The sequence below is a fragment of the Ramlibacter sp. P4_H7 genome (genome assembly GCF_056400765.1).
In genome coordinates, this window is sequence record NZ_JBFUKP010000019.1 from 1 (window position 1) to 20,902 (window position 20,902).

Genomic DNA, 20,902 nt, shown 5'->3' on the forward strand with positions numbered 1-20,902 from the left:
GGCCGGATCGACGCCGCGGCCGGATCGACGCCGCCCACGCGGCGCGCCGCGCTGCGCATGCGCTCGGCGTCCCAGGTGCCGTCGAGCGCGCAGAACACCATCACCCGGCCGGCGGCTGCCGCCTTTTGCACGACCGCATGGTCGTACGTGGCGGCCATGCGATCCTCCGCGCAGGTGCCGCACGACCAGGCCGGCGACGCCGCGAGCAGCAGCGCCGCGGCCACCGGGCGCAGCGGCGCGTTCACTTGTGCTCCATGGGCTTGCCGCCCTGCGCGCCGGCGGCGCCCGGCTGCATGGGCGTGGCCGAATGGGTCTGCGACGGCGGCAGCGTCGAGCCGGGGTTCGCGGGCTGCGGCTGGCGCGTGCCCTGCGGCTGCACATTGGCGTCCGCCCACTTGAAGTAGGCGACGTAGTCCTTCACCTCCGCGTCGCTCAGGCCCTGGTTGGGCATGGGCACCTTGTACTTGTCCAGCATCGCCTTGACGACGGGGTCGGACATCATCTGCTCCGGCGCCTTCAGCCACCTGGCCAGCCACGCCGCGTCGCGCCGCTTCGTCACGCCGAACAGGTCGGGCCCCAGGCGGTCGCCGCCGGCGATGGTGTGGCAGGCCAGGCACTTGGACTCGAAGGCCAGCTTGGCGCGCTGGGCGGCGGGGTCGGTGGGCGCGCCGGTGGACGGGATGTTGTGGTGCTCCGGGTCGCTGCCCGGCGCCGCGCCGGCGGCGATCACGCCGATCGCGCCCTGCGAGGCATTGGCGAAGTGGTGGTCCACCATCGCATAGTTGCCGGCCTCGGGCACCAGGAACTCCACGATGGCGGCGCTCGACGAGCCGAGCAGCACCGTCTGCATGCCGCGGAACTGGTTGTCCGGGTTGCCGTCGATCCACACGCGGTCGAAGATGGTGCCCACCACGTGGAAGCTCGAAGTGTTGGACGGACCCACGTTCAGCACGAACAGGCGCACGCGCTCGCCCGGCTTGGCCGGCAGCGGGTTCTCCACCAGGCCGTTGTAGCGGCCGTTGAACACGGTGTAGGTGGGCGCCTTGGAGCGCACGCGCGCCAGGTCCAGCAGGTACAGCGGGACGCCGTCGACCTTGCGCTTGTCCGGGTCGGGCCGCGTGTAGAACTCGCTCTGCACCACCGCGTATTCGCGGTCCACCTTGGTGGGATAGCCCGCCTTGGGCTCCACGACCATCATCCCGTACATGCCGGACGCGATGTGCTCCAGCACCATGGGCGTGCCGCAGTGGTACATGAACACACCGGGATAGTTGGCGGTGAATTCGAAGCTGATGGTCTGCCCCGGCGCGATGGAGCGGTACTTGTCGTTGGGCGCCACCATGGCCGAGTGGAAGTCCATCGAGTGCATCATCGGCGCGGCGGTCATGCGCACACCCGGCATGGCCTCGTCGGAGCGGTTGGTCATCGTGAAGCGGATCCGGTCGCCCACGCGGGCGCGCACCACCGGGCCCGGCACCTGGTCGCCGAAGGTCCAGGCGCTGAACTTCACCCCCGGCGCGAGTTCGATGATCTTGTGCGTGGTGTCCAGGCGCACTTCCTTCACGGGCGCCGGATCAAGCGGCTTGAGCGCCGCCTCCATGCTCAGCGCGCTGCCCAGGGCGAAGGTGCCGGTGTGGCGCTCGGCAGTGACGGTCGCAGGCGGCGCCCCGAGCGTCATGCCCGCCATGTCATGTCCTGCGCCCGCGGCACTTGCCGAACTCGCTGCCGGCGCGGCCGATGACGGCGGTGCGGCCGACGACGCGGCCGAGATGGCGGCTGCCGGGGCCGCAGCCTGCGGGACCTTCTCGCAGGCGGCCAGCGCCAGGAGCAGCAACATGCACAACGAAGCGCAGCCGTGCGGCAGGCGAACGAACGTCATGGGCGATCCTTTCCTTGGGATCACGCAGTCTAGGCACATGCGCCGCCCGGCGGGGCTCGTTCGGCGATCGCGGAATCCAGCCTACAGGACGTGGGACGGTTCCGACAATCAGCGGCGCGCGCGGCGCCCTGCGCGGCACCCCGAATGTCGCCCGCGGCAGCCGGTGCGTTGACGTGCGTCAATCAGGCCGGGGTGCGGCCTTCCTAAGCTGGGGGAAGCCCCTGCGTCACCCATCAATGCAGTATCCCCGCACCCTCTCCGCCAAGCTGGTCGCCACCGGGACCAGCCTGCTGCTGCTGGCCCTGGCCTCCATCAGCCTCACGCTGTGGGTCACCTGGGAACTGCAGGGCGGCGCCGCCGCGATCAACGAGGCCGGACGCATGCGCATGCACACCTACCGCATGGCGATGAGCGTGGCCACCGGCGGCGACCCGGCGGAACTGCAATCGCTCGCGCGCACCTTCGACGACAGCCTCGCCCTGCTGGCGGCCGGCGATCCCTCACGTCCCCTGTTCGTGCCCTGGTCCGACGCATCGCGCGAGGGCTTCGCGGAGGTGCGGCAGCACTGGCAGGCGCTGCGCACGCGCTGGCTCGCCCCTGTGCGGCCGGCCGACCCGCGCGCCGATGCCGATGCCTTCGTGCTGCGGGTCGACGGCTTCGTCGCCGCCATCGAGGCACAGATCGCGTACTGGACGGCGGTGCTGCACCTGTTCCAGCTGGCGCTGGTCGGGCTGGCGATCGCGAGCGCCGTGGTGATGTTCTATGCCGGCTACCTGTTCGTGCTGAACCCGCTGGCGCGACTGCAGCGCGGGCTGGCCGCCCTGCAGTCGGGCGACCTCGGCACCCGCGTGGCCGCGGACGGGCGCGACGAATTCGGCGAGCTCGCGGCCGGTTTCAACGCCATGGCGCAAACCCTGCAGTCCCTGTACGAGGGGCTGGAGGAAAAGGTGCGTGACAAGACCCGGCACCTCGAACTGAAACGCCAGCGCCTGGCCGACCTGTACGCGGTGAGTGCCTTCGTCACCGAGGCGACCACGCTGGAGACCCTGGCCCAGGGCTTCGCGCGCCACGTGCGCCGCATCGCCCGCGCCGACGCGGTGGCCGTGCGCTGGTGCGATGAAGCCCACCACCGCTATCCGATGCTGGCGCACGACCAGCTGCCGGACAGCCTGGCGGCGGCGGAGGACTGCGTGCACGCGGACGCCTGCCATTGCGGCGCCGCGGCGCCCGGCGTGGCCTCGCGTGTCATTTCCCTGGCCAGCGCCGACGGCGGCTTCGGCCACTGCCGCCGCGCCGGCTTCGCCAGCCTCGTGACGGTGCCGGTGCGGCTGCACGACAAGGTGCTGGCCGAAGTGAACCTGTTCTTCCGCCAGCCGACCGAGCTGGGCGAAGAAGACCGCGACCTGCTGGAGACCCTGGCCGGCCACCTGGCCAGCGCGATGGAGGGCCTGCGCGCGGCCGCGATGGAACGCGAGGCGGCGGTGGCGGCAGAGCGCAGCCTGCTCGCCCGCGAGCTGCACGACTCGATCGCCCAGTCGCTCGCCTTCCTGAAGATCCAGGTGCAGCTGCTGCGCCAGGCCACGCAGCGGGGCGACCCGGACGCGGTGCAGCGCATCGTGGGCGAGCTGGACACCGGCGTGCGCGAGAGCTACGCGGACGTGCGCGAGCTGCTGCTGCACTTCCGCACGCGCACCAGCCAGGAGGACATCGAGCCCGCCCTGCGCACCACGCTGCAGAAGTTCGAGCACCAGACCGGCCTCGTGACCCGTCTCGCCATCGAGGGCCACGGCGTGCCGCTGGCCACCGACGTGCAGGTGCAGGTGCTGCACATCCTGCAGGAGGCCCTGTCCAACGTGCGCAAGCACGCGGGCGCCCAGCACGTGGAGTTGCGGGTGCGGTCCTCGCCGCACTGGTGCTTCGAGGTGCGCGACGACGGCGCGGGCTTCGAGCCCGCCGACCCCACGCGCGGCCAGACCCACGTGGGCCTGCGCATCATGCAGGAGCGCGCGCAGCGCATCGGCGCGCGCGTGCAGCTGGAATCGCGTCCGGGAGCCGGCTGCACCGTGCGCCTGGAATTGCCGCCGGGTGCCGCCGAGCCGGTCCTGCCCGTGCCCGCGGCGGCCGCCGCCTGAAGGAGAAAAGACGCGATGTCCCCCGTGCGCCTGCTCGTGGTCGACGACCACACCCTGTTCCGCCGCGGCCTGGTGGCGCTGCTGGCCGCCGACGTCACGCTGCACGTGGTCGGCGAAGCCGCCGATGCGGCCGAGGCGGTGCGCAAGGCGCAGGCGCTGCAGCCCGACCTGGTGCTGCTGGACAACCACCTGCCGGGCGCCACCGGCGTGCAGGCCATCCCCGACCTGAAGGAAGCAGCGCCTGCCGCCCGCATCGTGCTGCTGACCGTGAGCGAGGACGCCGACGACCTGCAGGCCGCGCTGCAATCGGGCGCCAATGCCTACCTGCTCAAGACGATCGAGGGCGAGGTGCTGGCCGACGCGATCCACCGCGTCATGCGCGGCGAGCCGGTGATCAGTCCCGAGCTGGTAAGCAAGCTGCTGTCGGCCGTGCAGGCGCAGGGACGCGCCGGCGGCAGCATCGGCACGGTGCAGCCGGCCGCCGACGCCGGGCCGGCGCTGTCGCCGCGCGAGCAGGAGGTGCTGCGGCAGATCGCGCGCGGCGCCAGCAACAAGGAGATCGCGCGCACGCTGGACATCGCCGAGACCACGGTGAAGATCCACGTGCAGCACATCCTGCGCAAGCTGGGCGTGAGCTCGCGCGTGCAGGCCGCGGTCGCGGTCACCCGCGGCGGCGTGCGCATCTGACCCCCCCAATGGCGAAGCCCGGCTGAGCCGGGCTTCGGTCCCCGCTGGGCGGGGTGGCGCTGTTCGCACCAGGAGCCTCGCGGTGGTTCCTGCGAGGTGATTTCATAGTGGCACACGCCACGCGCCGCGCCTTGCGCCAGATCAAGGAAAACGGGCGACTAGTTCCACGGAACGATGGGGCATCGTTCTTCGCACGCGCGACCCGCGTTCCACCGGGGGATGCCGCCGCGCGTGTTCCCGCGCGACAGTGCATGCGTCGAGAAAGAAAGAGAAACGGAGCCCCGACGTGTCCACTGCAACCCTTTCCGCCGGCACCCGCAGGGCCGCCGCCGCGGAACCCGCCACCGGCCAGGCCTGGTCGGTGCTGGCGGTCAGCACCCTCTCCTTCACCGTGTGCTTCATGGTCTGGATGATGTTCGGCGTGATCGGCATCCCGATCCGCAAGATGCTGAACCTCAACGCCACGGAGTTCGGCCTGCTCACCGCCATGCCGGTGCTCACCGGTTCGCTGGTCCGCGTGCCCCTGGGCATCTGGACCGACCGCTTCGGCGGCCGCATCGTGATGGCGGTGCTGATGGCGACGACGGTGCCGGCGATCTGGCTCATGTCGTACGCCACCGCGTACTGGCATTTCCTGCTGATCGGCCTGTTCGTCGGCCTGGCCGGCGGCTCCTTCTCGGTCGGCACGCCCTACGTCGCGCGCTGGTTTCCCAAGAGCCGCCAGGGCTTCGCGATGGGCGTGTACGGCGCGGGCAACTCCGGCGCGGCCGTGAACAAGTTCGTCGCGCCCGTGATCCTCGTCGCGCTCGGCTGGCAGGCGGTGCCCCAGGTGTACGCGGCCGTGATGCTCGGCACCGTGCTGCTGTTCTGGTTCTTCAGCTACAGCGACCCCGCGCACCTCGTGCCCCACACCGTCACCTTCCGTGACCAGCTCAAGGCGCTCAAGGACCCGAAGGTGCTGCGCTACTGCCAGTACTACAGCATCGTGTTCGGCGGCTACGTCGCCCTGTCGCTGTGGATGGTGCAGTACTACGTCGGCGAGTTCGGCCTGGACATCCGCGTCGCCGCCCTGCTGGCAGCCTGCTTCTCGCTGCCCGGGGGCGTGCTGCGCGCCATCGGCGGCTGGCTCTCGGACAAGTACGGCGCGCACAGCATGACCTGGTGGGTGATGTGGGTCAGCTGGATCTGCCTGTTCCTGCTGTCGTACCCGCAGACCGACTTCACCATCCTCACCGTCAACGGCCCGCGCACTTTCCACATCGGCCTGAACGTCTACACCTTCACCGCCCTGATGTTCGCGCTGGGCATCGCCTGGGCCTTCGGCAAGGCGAGCGTCTTCAAGTACATCAGCGACGACTACCCGAAGAACATCGGCGCCATCTCCGGCATCGTGGGCCTCGCCGGCGGCATGGGCGGCTTCCTGCTGCCGATCCTGTTCGGCGCCCTGATGGACCTCACCGGCGTGCGTTCCAGCGCCTTCATGCTGATGTACGGCGTGGTGTGGGTCTCGCTGATCTGGATGTACTTCACCGAGGTCCGCCGGACCGAGGTGATGGGCGGGCATGCGAGCCCCGGCCCGCACCTTCCGCACCTCGCGCACTGAAACCCGGCCAAGGAGAACACCATGGCAGTCACCACCACCCCCGACGTCGTCGGCCGCAAGGGCCGCATCCTGACGGTCTGGACCCCCGAGGACAAGGCCTTCTGGGAACGCGAGGGCGAGGCCATCGCGAAGATCAACCTGTGGATCAGCGTCCCGGCGCTGTTCCTCGCCTTCGCGGTCTGGCAGGTCTGGAGCGTCGTCGCCGTCGGCCTGCCCTCGCTGGGCTTCAAGTACTCGACCAACCAGCTGTTCTGGCTGGCCGCGGCGCCCGCGCTGTCCGGCGCCACGCTGCGCATCTTCTATTCCTTCATCGTGCCGCTGGTGGGCGGCCGCCGCTGGACGGCGATCTCCACCGCCACGCTGCTGATCCCGGCGATCGGCATCGGCTACGCGGTGCAGGACAACACCACCAGCTACCCGACCATGCTGATGCTGGCGCTGCTGTGCGGACTGGGCGGCGGCAACTTCAGCTCCAGCATGGCCAACATCAGCTTCTTCTTCCCGAAGGAGCGCAAGGGCTCGGCGCTGGGCGTCAACGCCGGCCTGGGCAACCTGGGCGTGTCGGTGGTGCAGTTCCTCAGCCCGCTGGTGATCACCGCCGGCATCTTCGGCATCTTCGGCGGCGACGCGCAGAACATCGTGAAGAACGGCCAGCAGGTGCAGGTGTGGACGCAGAACGCGGCCTTCATCTGGGTGCCGTGGATCGCGCTGACCGCCTTCGTCGCCTGGTTCGGCATGAACGACATCGCCGACGCCAAGGCCTCGTTCGCGACGCAGGCCACCATCTTCGGCAAGAAGCACACCTGGCTGATGTGCCTGCTGTACCTGGGCACCTTCGGCTCCTTCATCGGCTACGCCGCCGGCTTCCCGCTGCTGATCAAGAGCCAGTTCCCCAGCGTGAACCCGCTGGCCTACGCGTGGATGGGTCCGCTGGTGGGAGCGGTGGTGCGGCCCTTCGGCGGCTGGCTGTCCGACAAGCTGGGCGGCGCGCGCGTCACCTTCTGGAACTTCGTGGTCATGGCCGCGGCCGTGGTCGGCGTCCTCTCCTTCCTGCCAGTGAACGGCCAGGGCGGCAACTTCACCGGCTTCTTCCTGATGTTCCTCGTGCTGTTCCTCACCACCGGCATCGGCAACGGTTCCACCTTCCGCATGATCCCGGTGATCTTCCTGAACCAGGCGCTGCAGGGCGTGGACGCCAGGGACAAGGACGCGGTGGCGCGCGCCACCAAGGACGGCAACACCGAAGGCGCGGCGACGCTCGGCTTCACCGCCGCCTTCGCGGCCTACGGCGGCTTCTTCATCCCCAAGAGCTACGGCACCTCCATCACGATGACGGGCGGCCCGGAAGCGGCGCTGTACATCTTCGTCAGCTTCTACCTGCTGTGCATCGCGGTGACCTACTGGTACTACGCCCGCAAGAACGCGGAGATGCCCTGCTGATCGACGGAGCGCCCCCACCCCGGCCCTCCCCCAGAGGGGGAGGGAGCAAGAACAGGAAGACGCTCCCCTCTGCCGCCGGCGAGAGGGAGCCAGACAGGACCACACCATGAGCCATTTCCTCGACCGCCTCACCTGGTTCCAGCAGCCGCGCGAATCCTTCGCCGGCGGCCACGGCGAAACGAACAACGAAGACCGCAGCTGGGAGCAGGCCTACCGCGACCGCTGGGCGCACGACAAGATCGTGCGCAGCACCCACGGCGTGAACTGCACGGGCTCCTGCTCGTGGAAGATCTACGTCAAGGGCGGCATCGTCACCTGGGAAACCCAGCAGACGGACTACCCGCGCACCCGCTGGGACATGCCCAACCACGAGCCGCGCGGCTGCGCCCGCGGCGCCAGCTACAGCTGGTACCTCTATTCCGCCAACCGCGTGAAGTACCCGCTGGTGCGGGGCCGCCTGCTCGAGCTGTGGCGGGAAGCCCGCCGCACCCTGACGCCGGTGGAAGCCTGGGCCAGCCTGGTCGGCGACGCACAGCGCCGCAAGAGCTGGCAGGAAGTGCGCGGGCTGGGCGGCTTCGCGCGTTCCAGCTGGGACGAGGTCAACGAGATCGTCGCCGCGTCCAACATCCACACCATCAAGCAGCACGGCCCGGACCGGGTGATCGGCTTCTCGCCGATCCCGGCGATGTCCATGGTCAGCTACGCGGCGGGCTCGCGCTACCTGTCGTTGATCGGCGGCGTCTGCATGTCCTTCTACGACTGGTACTGCGACCTGCCGCCGTCCTCGCCTCAGGTCTGGGGCGAGCAGACCGACGTGCCGGAATCGGCCGACTGGTACAACAGCAACTACATCATCGCCTGGGGCTCCAACGTCCCGCAGACCCGCACGCCCGACGCGCACTTCTTCACCGAGGTCCGCTACAAGGGCACCAAGACGGTGGCGATCACGCCCGACTACTCCGAGGTCGCCAAGCTCGCCGACCTGTGGATGCACCCCAAGCAGGGCACCGACGCCGCGCTGGCGATGGCCATGGGCCATGTGATCCTGAAGGAGTTCTACTTCGACCAGCGCTCGGAGTATTTCGACGACTACGCGCGCCGCTACACCGACCTGCCGATGCTGGTGATGCTCAAGGAGCAGGTGCTGCCTTCGGGCCAGACGGCGATGGTGCCGGACCGCTACCTGCGCGCCTCCGATTTCAACGGCAAGCTGGGCCAGTCCAACAATCCCGAGTGGAAGACGCTCGCCTTCGACGAGCACGGCAAGGTCGTGGTGCCCAAGGGTGCGATCGGCTTCCGCTGGGGACCGGACGGCCGTCCCGACGCCGGCCAGTGGAACCTGGAGGCAAAAGAGGCGCGCGGCAACGCCGACGTGAAGCTCAAGCTGTCCGTGCTGGAGGGCGACAACCCCGAGGCGGGCAATGCGAGCGTCGCCTTCCCCTACTTCGGCGGCATCGCCCATGAGCACTTCCCGTCCAGCGAGCACAGCGATGTCCTTCTGCGCAACGTGCCGGTGCAACGCATCAAGCTGGGCAAGGCGGGCGAGGAGCGCCACGCCACCGTCGCCACGGTGTTCGACCTGCAGGCGGCGCAGTACGGCGTGCCGCGCGGCCTGCCGATGGAGCATGCGGCGAAGAGCTACGACGAGGACACGCCCTATACGCCGGCCTGGCAGGAAAAGATCACCGGCGTGCCGCGCCAGCAGGTGATCACGGTGGCGCGCGAGTTCGCCGAGAACGCGCACAAGACCCATGGCCGCTCGATGGTGATCATCGGCGCCGCCATGAACCACTGGTACCACAGCGACATGAACTACCGCGGCGTCATCAACATGCTGATGCTGTGCGGCTGCATCGGCCAGAGCGGCGGCGGCTGGGCGCACTACGTGGGCCAGGAGAAGCTGCGGCCGCAGACCGGCTGGACGGCGCTGGCCTTCGCGCTCGACTGGATCCGGCCGCCGCGGCAGATGAACTCCACCTCCTTTTTCTATGCGCACACCGACCAGTGGCGCTACGAGAAGCTGGGCGTGGAGGAAGTGCTGTCGCCCCTGGCCGATCCCAAGCAGTACAACGGCAGCCTGATCGACTACAACGTGCGCGCCGAGCGCATGGGCTGGCTGCCCTCGGCCCCGCAGCTGCAGACCCATCCGATGCAGGTGGTGCGCGACGCCGGCGGCGGCGACGTCAAGGACTACGTCGTGCGCTCGCTGAAGGACGGCTCGCTGAAGATGTCCTGCGAGGACCCGGACCATCCCGCCAACTGGCCGCGCAACCTGTTCGTGTGGCGCTCCAACATCCTGGGCTCCTCCGGCAAGGGCCACGAGTACTTCCTCAAGCACCTGCTCGGAACTTCGCACGGCGTGCAGGGCAAGGACCTGGGAGCCGACGAAGCCAAGCCCCGGGAGGTCGTCTGGCACGCCAAGGCGCCCGAAGGCAAGCTGGACCTGGTGGTGACGCTGGACTTCCGCATGTCCACCACCTGCCTGTACTCGGACATCGTGCTGCCGACGGCCACCTGGTACGAGAAGAACGACCTCAACACCAGCGACATGCACCCCTTCATCCACCCGCTGTCCACGGCGGTGGACCCGGCCTGGGAGGCGCGCAGCGACTGGGAGATCTACAAGGGCTTCGCCAGGAAGTTCAGCGAGCTGGCCCCCGGCCAGCTGGGCGTGGAAAAGGAAGTGGTCCTGTCGCCGCTGATGCACGACACGCCCGCCGAACTCGCCCAGCCTTTCGGCGTGCAGGACTGGAAGCGCGGCGAGTGCGAGCTGATCCCCGGCAAGACCGCGCCCAACATCGCGGTGGTCGAGCGCGACTACCCGAACGTGTACCAGCGCTTCACCGCGCTGGGCCCCTTGATGCACAAGGTGGGCAACGGCGGCAAGGGCATCAGCTGGAACACCCAGGACGAGGTCGAACAGCTCGGGCAGCTCAACGGCCGGGTCATCGAGGCCGGCACCACCCAGGGCATGCCGAAGATCGTCAGCGACATCGACGCCTGCGAGGTGATCCTGCAGCTGGCGCCCGAGACCAACGGCCACGTGGCGGTGAAGGCCTGGGAGGCCCTGTCCAAAGCCACCGGCCGCGAGCACGCGCACCTGGCACTGCACCGCGAGGACGAGAAGATCCGCTTCCGAGACGTGCAGGCGCAGCCGCGCAAGATCATCAGCTCGCCGACCTGGAGCGGGCTGGAGAGCGAGAAGGTCTCGTACAACGCCGGCTACACCAACGTGCACGAGCTGATCCCATGGCGCACCCTCACCGGGCGGCAGCAGTTCTTCCTGGACCATCCGTGGATGAACGCCTTCGGCGAGCAGTTCACCAGCTACCGGCCGCCGGTGGACCTGAAGACCACGGGCGCGATCGCCGGCATCAAGCCGAACGGCCACCCCGAGATCCAGCTGAACTTCATCACGCCGCACCAGAAGTGGGGCATCCACTCCACGTACAGCGACAACCTGATCATGCTGACGCTCAATCGCGGCGGCCCGGTGATCTGGCTGTCCGAGGATGACGCCAAGCGCGCCGGCATCGTCGACAACGACTGGGTGGAGCTGTTCAACGTGAACGGCGCGATCACGGCGCGCGCGGTGGTCAGCCAGCGCGTGAATCCCGGCATGGTGCTGATGTACCACGCGCAGGAAAAGACCATCAACACGCCCGGCTCGGAAATCACCGGCGCCCGCGGCGGCATCCACAACTCGGTCACGCGGATCGTGGTCAAGCCCACGCACATGATCGGCGGCTACGCGCAGTTCAGCTACGGATTCAACTACTACGGGACGATCGGCACCAACCGCGACGAGTTCGTGGTGGTGCGCAAGATGAACAAGGTGGACTGGATGGACGGGGAAGCGCCCCCATCCCAACCTTCCCCCGCAGGGGGAAGGAGCAATCAAGAGGAGGTGACGCAATGAAAGTCCGCGCACAGATCGGCATGGTCCTGAACCTGGACAAGTGCATCGGCTGCCACACCTGCTCGGTGACCTGCAAGAACGTGTGGACCTCGCGGCCCGGCATGGAGTACGCGTGGTTCAACAACGTCGAGACCAAACCGGGCATCGGCTATCCCAAGGAGTGGGAGAACCAGGGCAAGTGGAACGGCGGCTGGGTCCGCAGCGCCGACGGCTCCATCGAGCCCCGCCAGGGCGGCAAGTGGAAGCTGCTGATGCGCATCTTCGCCAACCCCAACCTGCCCCAGATCGACGACTACTACGAGCCCTTCACCTACGACTACGCGCACCTGCAGACGGCGCCGGAGATGAAGGCGGCGCCGACGGCGCGCCCGCGCAGCCTGATCACCGGCCAGCGCATGGAGAAGATCGAGTGGGGCCCGAACTGGGAGGAGATCCTGGGCGGCGAGTTCGCCAAGCGCAGCAAGGACGCGAACCTGGCGAACTTCGAGCAGGTCCAGAAGGACATGGTCGGCCAGTTCGAGAACACCTTCATGATGTACCTGCCGCGCCTGTGCGAGCACTGCCTCAACCCGGCGTGCGTGGCCTCCTGTCCCTCCGGCTCCATCTACAAGCGCGAGGAGGACGGCATCGTCCTGATCGACCAGGACAAGTGCCGCGGCTGGCGCATGTGCGTCTCCGGCTGCCCCTACAAGAAGATCTACTACAACTGGCAGAGCGGCAAGGCCGAGAAGTGCATCTTCTGCTACCCGCGCATCGAGGCGGGCCAGCCGACGGTGTGCTCGGAAACCTGCGTTGGCCGCATCCGCTACCTGGGCGTGGTGCTCTATGACGCCGACCGGATCGAGGAAGCCGCCAGCGTGGCGGACGAGCAGGACCTGTACGAAGCGCAGCTGGGCGTGTTCCTCGACCCGCACGACCCCGCCGTGATCGAACAGGCGCGCAGGGACGGCATCCCGGAGGCCTGGATCGAGGGCGCGAAGAACTCGCCGGTGTGGAAGATGGCGATGGACTGGAAGGTCGCGCTGCCGCTGCACCCCGAGTACCGCACCCTGCCCATGGTCTGGTACGTGCCGCCGCTGTCGCCCATCACCTCGGCGGCCAACGCCGGCCACGTGGGCGTCAACGGCCAGCTGCCCGACGTCTCCGAGATGCGCATCCCGGTGCAGTACCTGGCCAACCTGCTGACGGCCGGCCGCACCGGCCCGGTGATCCGCGCACTGGAACGCATGCTGGCCATGCGCGCGTACCAGCGCGGCAAGCACGTCGACCAGGTCGAGAACCTCGCGGTGCTGCAGCAGGCCGGCCTGACCCGGGCGCAGGTCGAGGACATGTACCGGATCATGGCCATCGCCAACTACGAAGACCGCTTCGTGATCCCGTCCACGCACCGCGAGTACGCGGAGGATGCATTCGACATGAAGGGCGGCTGCGGCTTCAGCTTCGGCAACGGCTGCTCCGACGGCGCCAGCGAGGCGAGCCTGTTCGGCGGCCAGAAGAAGCGGACCATCCCGATCGCGGTGGAGAAGGTGTGACCATGAAGAAGAACCTGAAGCACACGCTGCGCGCCCTGGCGCTGCTGCTGTCCTATCCCGACGCCAGGGTCCGCGAACTGCTGCCGGCGCTCGCCGCCGCGATCGACGACGAGGCCGCGCTGCCGGCGCAACGGCGCGCGGAGATCCGCGCCCTGGCGCTGGAGATGCAGCTGGCCGACCCGATCGCGGTGGAAGCGCGTTACGTGGAGCTGTTCGACCGCGGCCGCAGCACCTCGCTGCACCTGTTCGAGCACGTGCACGGCGATTCGCGCGACCGCGGCCCGGCGATGGTCGACCTGGTCAAGCACTACGAGGCCGCCGGCCTGTTCTTCGACGGCAAGGAGCTGCCCGACCACCTGTGCGTGGTGCTGGAGTTCGCCTCCACGCAGCCCGCGGCGCAGGCGCGGGAGTTCCTGGGCGAGATGGCGCACATCCTGCAGGCCCTGTTCACGGCGCTGCGCCAGCGCGAAAGCGCGTACGCCTCGCTGGTCGCCGGCGTGCTGGAGCTGGCCGGCCAGAAGGCCGAGGCGGTGCCCGTCACGCCCGACGAGGCCCTCGACGCGAGCTGGGAAGAGCCGCAGGCCTTCGGGGGCTGCAGCACGCAGGGCCAGGCGGCGCCCGGCCAGCCCCAACCCATCCAGATCGTCCGGCGCCCCGGCGCCGCGCAAGGAGCACGCACATGAAGGCGCTCGACCTGTTCCTCTTCGGCTTCTATCCGTACATCGCCCTGGTGGTGTTCCTGCTTGGCAGCCTCATCCGCTTCGACCGCGAGCAGTACACGTGGACGAGCGACTCCTCGCAGCTGCTGCGCGCCGGCCAGCTGCGCTGGGGCAGCAACCTGTTCCACGTCGGCGTGCTGTTCCTGTTCTTCGGCCACACCGTAGGCATGCTGACGCCGCACTTCGTCTACGAGCCCTTCATGGGCGCGGGCAGCAAGCAGCTGATGGCGATGGTGAGCGGCGGCATCGCCGGTCTGCTGGGCTTTGCCGGCGTCACCATCCTGCTGCACCGCCGCCTGACCGATCCGCGCATCCGCATCAACTCGCGGCCGGGTGACGTCTTCCTGCTGGTGCTGCTGTGGGTGCAGCTGGCGCTGGGCCTGGCGACCATCCCGCTGTCGGCGCAGCATCTGGACGGCAGCATGATGATCCGGCTGGCCGAATGGGCGCAGCGCATCGTCACCTTCCGCGCCGGCGCGGTGGACCTGCTGGCCGACGCCAGCTGGGTGTTCAAGGCGCACATGTTCCTGGGCATGACGGTGTTCCTGGTGTTCCCCTTCACCCGCCTCGTGCACGTGTGGAGCGGCTTCGGCACCCTCGCCTATGTCGTGCGGCCCTACCAGGTCGTGCGGACGAAGCGGCGCATCGTGGCGCACGGCACGCCGCAATCCGCCAGCGCGGCCGCGGCGATGCCCCAGGCCCTGCCCGACTTCGAAACGCGGAGGCACGCATGAGCTGCGGCGGCACCGGAAGCTGCACCTGCGGAGGCGGCAGCGGCAACAAGGAGCAGGCGATCGCCGCCATCAACGGCATCGCGCTGCATGAGGCGGGCGAACAGCTGACGGCGGAGGACCTGCGCGAGCGCGCCTGGTCCGAGCTCCTGCGGCAGGAGGCGGTGCGCCAGGGGCGCCTGCCGCCCCATCGCGAACTGACTTCGCCGGGCATCAGCTCGGGCGACGAGGCGGTGATCCAGTCCATGCTGGACGAGGCCGTGCCCTTGCGCCGACCGACCGAGGCAGAGTGCGAGCGCTACTACGCCGCCCATCGCACGCACTATGTGCAGGGGCGTGCGGCGCAGGTTCGGCACATCCTGTTCGCCGTCACCGACCGGGTGGACGTGCCCGCGCTCGCCAGGCGGGCCGAGGCGGCGCTGCTGGAACTCACGCACCGCGAGGCGCCGGCAGAGCGCTTCGACGCGCTGGCGCGCGAGCTGTCCAACTGCCCGAGCGGCCGCGAAGGCGGCGACCTCGGCTGGCTCCGCCCCGAGGAATGCGCCGGCGAGTTCGCTGCCGCAGTTTTCGACGAGGCCCAGGGCCCGGGACTGCGCACGCGGCTGGTGCCCACGCGCTTCGGCTTCCACATCGTCGACGTGCTGGCGCGCCAGGCGGGCGAGCCCGTGGCCTACGCGCAGGTGCGCGAGCGCATCGCGACGGAACTGGCGCAGCGTTCGCGCGCGACCGCCCTGCACCAGTACATCCGGCTGCTGGCCGGGCAGGCGCTGGTCGAGGGCGTCGCGCTGGAAGCCGCCGAGACGCCACTGGTGCAATGAACGACCCGGCCGGGGACGAGCTGCTCAGCCGGCTGCGGCGTTTCCATTCCGACTATTTCCCGCGGCACCAGCAGCGCTTCCAGGACCTGGTGGCGCAGGGTCAGCATCCCAAGACCCTGTTCGTCGGCTGCTCGGACTCGCGCCTGGTTCCCTACCTGCTTGCCGGCACCGGGCCGGGCGAACTCTTCATCGTGCGCAACGTCGGCGGCTTCATTCCTCCTTACGATGGCTCGCACGGCCTGCACGGCACCACCGCGGCCATCGAATTCGCCGTGCTCACACTGGAAGTCGAGCGCATCGTCGTCTGCGGCCACAGCCACTGCGGCGCGATCCGCGCCGCCTACGAGGGCGTGCCGGACGAGGCGATCAACCTGCGGGAATGGCTCAAACTGGCGGCCGACGCCCTGCTGCCGGTGCGAACCAGCCCGGAGGCCCTGCGGCGCACCGAACAGCGTGCCGTGGTGCTGCAGCTGGAGCGGCTGATGGCCTATCCGATGGTCAAGCGTCGCGTGGAAGCACGAAAACTGTCGCTCCACGGCTGGCATTACGTCATCGAGGACGGAGAGATCCATGTCTTTGATGCGGCGCAAGGCGACTTCGTGCCGGCTTCTGTAGCCTCCAATCCCGGAACCGGTCCTTACCGGGAATACGTGGAACACGATGGACAAATCCTCTGCGACTGACATGGCCTCCGCCACCGGCCTGAACTTGTGGCATTTCCGGGGGCGTGCGCTGTTGCCAGTCGTCCAGGGAGGCATGGGCGTCGGCGTCTCCGCCGGCCGCCTGGCCGGCACCGTCGCCTCCTTCAACGGCGTGGGGACGATCTCCTCGGTCGACCTGCGCCGCCTGCACCCCGACCTGTGGGAGCGCACCGGCCATCTGGAAGGCCCGGAAGCCAAGCCCCAGATCGATGCCGCCAACCGCGAAGCGCTGGACCGCGAAATCAGGAAGGCGCGCGAGATTTCGGGCGGCCGCGGGCTGATCGCCGTGAACGTGATGAAGGCATTGGACCAGTACGAGACCTACGTGCGCCAGGCGCTGGAAAGCGGCGCGGACGCGCTCGCCGTGGGCGCGGGGCTGCCGCTGGACCTGCCGGACCTGGCCAAGGACTTCCCCGACGTGGGGCTGATCCCCATCCTGTCGGATGCGCGCGGCGTGCAGCTGCTGGTGCGCAAGTGGGAGAAGAAGGGCCGGCTGCCCGACGCCATCGTGCTGGAGCATCCGCGGCTGGCCGGCGGCCACCTGGGCGCCGCCAAGATCTCCGACCTGAACGACCGCCGCTTCGACTTCGAGGTGAGCATTCCCGAAGTGCTGGAGTTCTTCGCCAGGACGGGCCTGAAGATTCCCCTCATCGCCGCGGGCGGCATTTCGTCCAGCGAGGACGTGCGGCACCTGCAGGCGCTGGGCGCCGCCGCCGTGCAGCTGGGCACCGCCTTCGCCGTGACGGTCGAAAGCGACGCCAGCGCGGCCTTCAAGGAAGTGCTGGCCAACGCGCAGCCGGAAGACATGGTCGAGTTCACCAGCGTGGCCGGCCTGCCCGCGCGCGCCGTGCGCACGCCCTGGCTGGACAAGTACCTGCGCCTGCAGGACCGCATGCAGAAGGCCGCGCACGTCAAGCCCCACTGCACGATGTGGTTCGACTGCCTGGCCAACTGCGGCCTGCGCGACGGCCATGCCAGCTGGGGACAGTTCTGCATCGACAAGGTGCTCGGCCATGCGCTCGCCGGGGATGTTCGCAAAGGACTATTCTTCAGGGGTGCAGGCCGCCTGCCCTTCGGCAACCAGATCCGCCCCGTGCAGGACCTGCTCAACTGGCTGGTGCCCAACCTGGTGCCGGCGACGAACAGCGCCCCGATGGCGCCCCACCCCCAGATTGCCGAGGTGCTCCCTGCATGAAGCGTGACCCGTCCCCGACCGACCTGCCGGAATTGCCGGCCCAGCCGATCAGCCAGGACGTCCTGCGCGAGAAGTACCTGAAGACCGGCGAAAGCTCGGAAGCCGACCTGCTGCGCCGGGTGGCCAGGGCGCTCGCGTCGGTGGAAGCCGAGCCGCTGCGCGCCGAGTGGCAACAGAAGTTCTTCGACAACCTGCAGGCCGGCGCCATCGGCGCGGGCCGCATCATGAGCGCCGCCGGCACCGACCTGCAGGCCACGCTGATCAACTGCTTCGTGCAGCCGGTGGGCGACGCCATCCAGGGCCGCGACGACGAAGGCTTCCCCGGCATCTACGAAGCGCTGCGCGAAGCCGCCGAGACGATGCGGCGCGGAGGCGGCGTCGGCTACGACTTCTCGCGCATCCGCCCGCGCGGTGCCGAGGTGCGCGCGACGGCCTCGCAGGCCTCCGGCCCGTGCAGCTACATGGACGTGTTCGACCACTCCTGCTCCACGGTGGAAAGCGCCGGCGCCCGCCGCGGCGCGCAGATGGGCGTGCTGCGCATCGACCATCCGGACGTGATGGAGTTCATCACCGCCAAGCGCACGCCGGGCCGCTGGAACAACTTCAACGTGTCGGTCGCCGTCAGCGATGAATTCATCCGCACGCTGCAGGCCGGCGGCGACTGGGCGCTGGTGCACAAGGCCAAGCCGGGCGGCGCGCTGATCGCGCAGGGCGCGCACCTGCGCAGCGACGGCCTGTGGGTGTACCGCACGCTGCCCGCGCAGCAGCTGTGGGACACCGTGATGCGCTCGGCCTACGACTTCGCCGAGCCGGGCATCCTGTTCGTGGACACGATCAACCGCGAGAACAACCTGCGCTATGCGGAGGGGATCACCGCGACCAATCCTTGCGTCACGGCCGACACCTGGGTGATGACCACCGAAGGCCCGGCGCAGGTTCAGGAACTCATCGGCCGCCGCTTTACCGCCGTCGTCGACGGAACCGCCTTCCCGCTGATCAGCGATGGATTCTTCGCGACCGGCCGCAAGCAGGTCGTGCGCCTGCGCACGCGCGAGGGTTACCAGCTGCGCCTCACGCACGACCACCGCGTGCGCCGCGTCACGTCCCGGACGCGTTACGTGACGCAGCTCGGCTGGGTGGCCGCGGGCGAGCTGCGCGCTGGCGACCAGATCGTCCTGAACGACCACCGCATGCTGGGTGGGTGGGACGGACGCGGCACCGACGCGGAAGGCTACCTGCTGGGCCTGCTGATCGGCGACGGACACCTGGAGGAAGACAAGGCGGTGCTGTCGGTCTGGGCACCCGAGCTCAAGGTGGTGGGCGGCGACGCCCCTGCCCTGGCCGCCACCGGGGCCGCCGGCATCGTCGCCGCGGCCGAAGCTGCGGCCGCGACCCTGCCGCACCGCTCCGATTTCCGCGGTTTCCAGCGTCCGCTGGGCCATGGCGAGGCACGCCTCGCGTCGGCACCGCTGCGCGACCTGGCGTTTTCCTTTGGCTTGCGCGCAGGGCACAAGACCATCACGCCCCAGATCGAGCGCGGCTCGGCGGCTTTCGCCGCCGGCGTGCTGCGCGGATTGTTCGACGCCGATGGTTCGGTGCAAGGCAGCCAGGACAAGGGCGTCAGCGTGCGCCTGACGCAGGCGGACCGCGGCCTGCTCGAGGCCGTGCAACGCATGTTGCTGCGCTTGGGCATCCGCAGCACCATCTACGGCGGACGCAAGCCTTCCGCGGCGCGCATGCTGCCAGACGGCCACGGCAGCCAGCGTGGGTACGATTGCAGGGAAATCCATGAGCTCGTCGTCAGCGGCGAGAACCTGCTGCTGTACGCGGACCACGTGGATTTCTCGGACACCTCGAAGTCGGAACGCCTGCGCCAGTTGCTGGATGGCTACCGCCGCAGCCTGAACCAGGAACGCTTCACGGCGACAGTGGAATCCGTGGTCGACGACGGCGTGGAGCAGGTCTACGACGTCACCGTCGCCGACGTCCATGCGTTCGATGCCAACGGCCTCTACGTCCACAACTGCGGCGAACAGCCTCTTCCCCCCTACGGCTGCTGCGACCTCGGCCCGATCATCCTCACGCGCTTCGTGCGCCATGCCTTCGGCTTCGGCGGCACGCCGCAGTTCGACTTCGACGCCTTCGCCCGCGCGGTGGCCGTGCAGGTGCGCGCGCTCGACAACGTGCTGGACCTCACCTTCTGGCCGCTGGAGCAGCAGCGAAAGGAAGCCGCCGCCAAGCGCCGCATCGGCGTGGGTTTCACCGGCCTGGGCAACGCGCTGGCCATGCTGCGCTCGCGCTACGACGCGGCGGAAGGCCGCGAGCTGGCGGCGCGCATCGCCCGCTGCATGCGCGACGCCGCGTACGCCGCTTCCGTGGAACTCGCGAAGGAAAAGGGTGCGTTCCCTCTGTTCGATGGCGACAAGTACCTGGAGGCCGGCACTTTCGCCAGCCGCCTGGACGAGCCGCTGAAGGCGCTGGTCCGCCAGCACGGCATCCGCAACAGCCACCTGCTGTCGATCGCACCGACCGGCACGGTCAGCCTGGCCTTCGCCGACAACGCGTCCAACGGCATCGAGCCGCCCTTCTCCTGGACCTACCGCCGCAAGAAGCGCGAGTCCGACGGCAGCACCACCGAGTACGACGTGGAAGACCACGCTTGGCGCCTGTACCGGTCGCTGGGCGGGGACACCACCAAGCTGCCGCCCTACTTCGTCTCCGCGCTGGAGATGCCCGCCGCCGGCCACCTGGCGATGATGGAAGCGGTGCAGCCCTTCATCGACACCGCGATCTCCAAGACGGTGAACGTGCCCGCGGACTATCCGTACGGCGACTTCCAGGGCCTGTACCTGGAAGCCTGGCGCGCGGGCCTCAAGGGCCTGGCCACCTACCGGCCCAACGACATCCTGGGCTCGGTGCTGTCCGCGACGCCGGACACCAGCGAGCGCCCGCCCGAAGCGGAGCGCCGCAAGACCGACCCGATGCGCGCGGTGATCGAGAAGCGGCCCAAGGGCCAGCTGCCCGCGGTGGCCGAGAAGGTCGAATACTGGACGCAGCAGGGCCGCCAGACGCTCTACATCGTCGTGTCCTTCATGCCGGTGGAAGACGGCCGCGAGCGCGCGGTGGAGTTCTTCATGCCGGTGGGCCAGAGCGGCGAGTCGCAGCAGTGGATCACTTCCAGCATGCGCATGCTGTCGCTGGCGGCGCGCGGCGGCTTCCTCGAGCGCGCGCTGGCCGACATGCGCAAGGTCGCCTGGGACCGCGGTCCGGTGCGCCTGGGCACCTACGCCAAGGCCGATGGCGGCCAGGTGCCGCTGTGGCACGACTCCGAGGTGGCGGCGATCGCCTACGCCATCCAGAACATCATCGGCCGCCGCAACGGCGAACCGGTGCCGCAGCTGGCGACGCCGACCGCACCCGCCACGGCGACGCCGCCGACGATGGCCGGCGCCAAGTGCCCCGAGTGCGGCGCGCACGCCATGATCCGCAAGGACGGCTGCGACTTCTGCACGCAGTGCGGGCACGTCGGGGCCTGCGGGTGAAGGT

Annotated in this window: 14 protein-coding genes; 12 read left to right on the top strand and 2 right to left on the bottom strand. The window is 69.2% G+C overall.

Annotated features, from left to right (window positions below; translation table 11 throughout):
- Both AC1DSA_RS20885 and AC1DSA_RS20890 read right to left on the bottom strand, forming a co-directional pair.
- Positions 1-245 (bottom strand): hypothetical protein (locus AC1DSA_RS20885; RefSeq protein WP_477892771.1); only part of this gene is annotated, 245 nt, incomplete at its 3' end.
- A complete protein-coding gene (locus AC1DSA_RS20890; RefSeq protein WP_477892773.1) occupies positions 242-1,879 on the bottom strand; it encodes a multicopper oxidase domain-containing protein in 1,638 nt (545 codons plus the stop codon). The genes AC1DSA_RS20885 and AC1DSA_RS20890, both read right to left, overlap by 4 nt.
- A 236-nt stretch (positions 1,880-2,115) precedes the next feature.
- Between AC1DSA_RS20890 and AC1DSA_RS20895 the strand changes: the two genes are divergently transcribed.
- From AC1DSA_RS20895 to AC1DSA_RS20950, 12 genes are all read left to right on the top strand, one after another.
- Positions 2,116-4,011 carry a type IV pili methyl-accepting chemotaxis transducer N-terminal domain-containing protein gene (locus AC1DSA_RS20895; RefSeq protein ID WP_477892775.1) on the top strand — a complete coding sequence of 632 codons (1,896 nt, stop codon included), beginning with the start codon at positions 2,116-2,118 and terminating at the stop codon, positions 4,009-4,011.
- A gap of 15 nt (positions 4,012-4,026) precedes the next feature.
- Complete coding sequence (locus AC1DSA_RS20900) at positions 4,027-4,698, top strand: response regulator (protein ID WP_477892777.1); 672 nt, start codon at positions 4,027-4,029, stop codon at positions 4,696-4,698.
- 286 nt (positions 4,699-4,984) lie between these two features.
- A complete protein-coding gene (locus AC1DSA_RS20905) occupies positions 4,985-6,301 on the top strand; it encodes an MFS transporter (protein ID WP_477892779.1) in 1,317 nt (438 codons plus the stop codon).
- 21 nt (positions 6,302-6,322) lie between these two features.
- Positions 6,323-7,741, top strand: a complete 1,419-nt coding sequence (locus AC1DSA_RS20910; RefSeq protein WP_477892781.1) for a NarK family nitrate/nitrite MFS transporter — start codon at positions 6,323-6,325, stop codon at positions 7,739-7,741.
- 106 nt (positions 7,742-7,847) lie between these two features.
- Entirely contained in the window at positions 7,848-11,660 is a 3,813-nt protein-coding gene (locus tag AC1DSA_RS20915; RefSeq protein ID WP_477892783.1) for a nitrate reductase subunit alpha, read from the top strand.
- On the top strand, positions 11,657-13,192 hold the full coding sequence (narH, locus tag AC1DSA_RS20920; protein WP_477892785.1) for a nitrate reductase subunit beta: 1,536 nt from the start codon (positions 11,657-11,659) through the stop codon (positions 13,190-13,192). Before AC1DSA_RS20915 ends, narH begins: the two co-directional genes overlap by 4 nt.
- A gap of 2 nt (positions 13,193-13,194) precedes the next feature.
- The gene (narJ, locus tag AC1DSA_RS20925) at positions 13,195-13,875 is read left to right on the top strand and encodes a nitrate reductase molybdenum cofactor assembly chaperone (RefSeq protein ID WP_477892787.1); all 681 of its coding nucleotides are present in this window, start codon (positions 13,195-13,197) and stop codon (positions 13,873-13,875) included.
- The gene (gene narI / locus AC1DSA_RS20930; protein ID WP_477892789.1) at positions 13,872-14,645 is read left to right on the top strand and encodes a respiratory nitrate reductase subunit gamma; all 774 of its coding nucleotides are present in this window, start codon (positions 13,872-13,874) and stop codon (positions 14,643-14,645) included. Before narJ ends, narI begins: the two co-directional genes overlap by 4 nt.
- The gene (locus tag AC1DSA_RS20935) at positions 14,642-15,460 is read left to right on the top strand and encodes a peptidylprolyl isomerase (RefSeq protein WP_477892791.1); all 819 of its coding nucleotides are present in this window, start codon (positions 14,642-14,644) and stop codon (positions 15,458-15,460) included. Before narI ends, AC1DSA_RS20935 begins: the two co-directional genes overlap by 4 nt.
- Complete coding sequence (locus tag AC1DSA_RS20940; RefSeq protein WP_477892793.1) at positions 15,457-16,143, top strand: carbonic anhydrase; 687 nt, start codon at positions 15,457-15,459, stop codon at positions 16,141-16,143. The genes AC1DSA_RS20935 and AC1DSA_RS20940 overlap by 4 nt, the downstream gene beginning before the upstream one ends.
- A 1-nt stretch (position 16,144) precedes the next feature.
- A complete protein-coding gene (locus AC1DSA_RS20945; RefSeq protein WP_477892795.1) occupies positions 16,145-17,356 on the top strand; it encodes an NAD(P)H-dependent flavin oxidoreductase in 1,212 nt (403 codons plus the stop codon).
- The gene (locus AC1DSA_RS20950) at positions 17,353-20,898 is read left to right on the top strand and encodes an LAGLIDADG family homing endonuclease (RefSeq protein ID WP_477892797.1); all 3,546 of its coding nucleotides are present in this window, start codon (positions 17,353-17,355) and stop codon (positions 20,896-20,898) included. The genes AC1DSA_RS20945 and AC1DSA_RS20950 overlap by 4 nt, the downstream gene beginning before the upstream one ends.
- Positions 20,899-20,902 lie beyond the last annotated feature (4 nt).

Bases quoted from the DNA above. Each gene is read 5' to 3' on its own strand.
- AC1DSA_RS20915 (WP_477892783.1), top strand. From the start codon at position 7,848: ATGAGCCATTTCCTCGACCGCCTCACCTGGTTCCAGCAGCCGCGCGAA.
- AC1DSA_RS20935 (WP_477892791.1), top strand. From the start codon at position 14,642: ATGAGCTGCGGCGGCACCGGAAGCTGCACCTGCGGAGGCGGCAGCGGC.
- narJ (WP_477892787.1), top strand. From the start codon at position 13,195: ATGAAGAAGAACCTGAAGCACACGCTGCGCGCCCTGGCGCTGCTGCTG.
- AC1DSA_RS20900 (WP_477892777.1), top strand. From the start codon at position 4,027: ATGTCCCCCGTGCGCCTGCTCGTGGTCGACGACCACACCCTGTTCCGC.
- AC1DSA_RS20940 (WP_477892793.1), top strand. From the start codon at position 15,457: ATGAACGACCCGGCCGGGGACGAGCTGCTCAGCCGGCTGCGGCGTTTC.
- AC1DSA_RS20950 (WP_477892797.1), top strand. From the start codon at position 17,353: ATGAAGCGTGACCCGTCCCCGACCGACCTGCCGGAATTGCCGGCCCAG.
- narH (WP_477892785.1), top strand. From the start codon at position 11,657: ATGAAAGTCCGCGCACAGATCGGCATGGTCCTGAACCTGGACAAGTGC.
- narI (WP_477892789.1), top strand. From the start codon at position 13,872: ATGAAGGCGCTCGACCTGTTCCTCTTCGGCTTCTATCCGTACATCGCC.
- AC1DSA_RS20945 (WP_477892795.1), top strand. From the start codon at position 16,145: ATGGCCTCCGCCACCGGCCTGAACTTGTGGCATTTCCGGGGGCGTGCG.
- AC1DSA_RS20895 (WP_477892775.1), top strand. From the start codon at position 2,116: ATGCAGTATCCCCGCACCCTCTCCGCCAAGCTGGTCGCCACCGGGACC.
- AC1DSA_RS20910 (WP_477892781.1), top strand. From the start codon at position 6,323: ATGGCAGTCACCACCACCCCCGACGTCGTCGGCCGCAAGGGCCGCATC.
- AC1DSA_RS20890 (WP_477892773.1), bottom strand. From the start codon at position 1,879: ATGACGTTCGTTCGCCTGCCGCACGGCTGCGCTTCGTTGTGCATGTTG.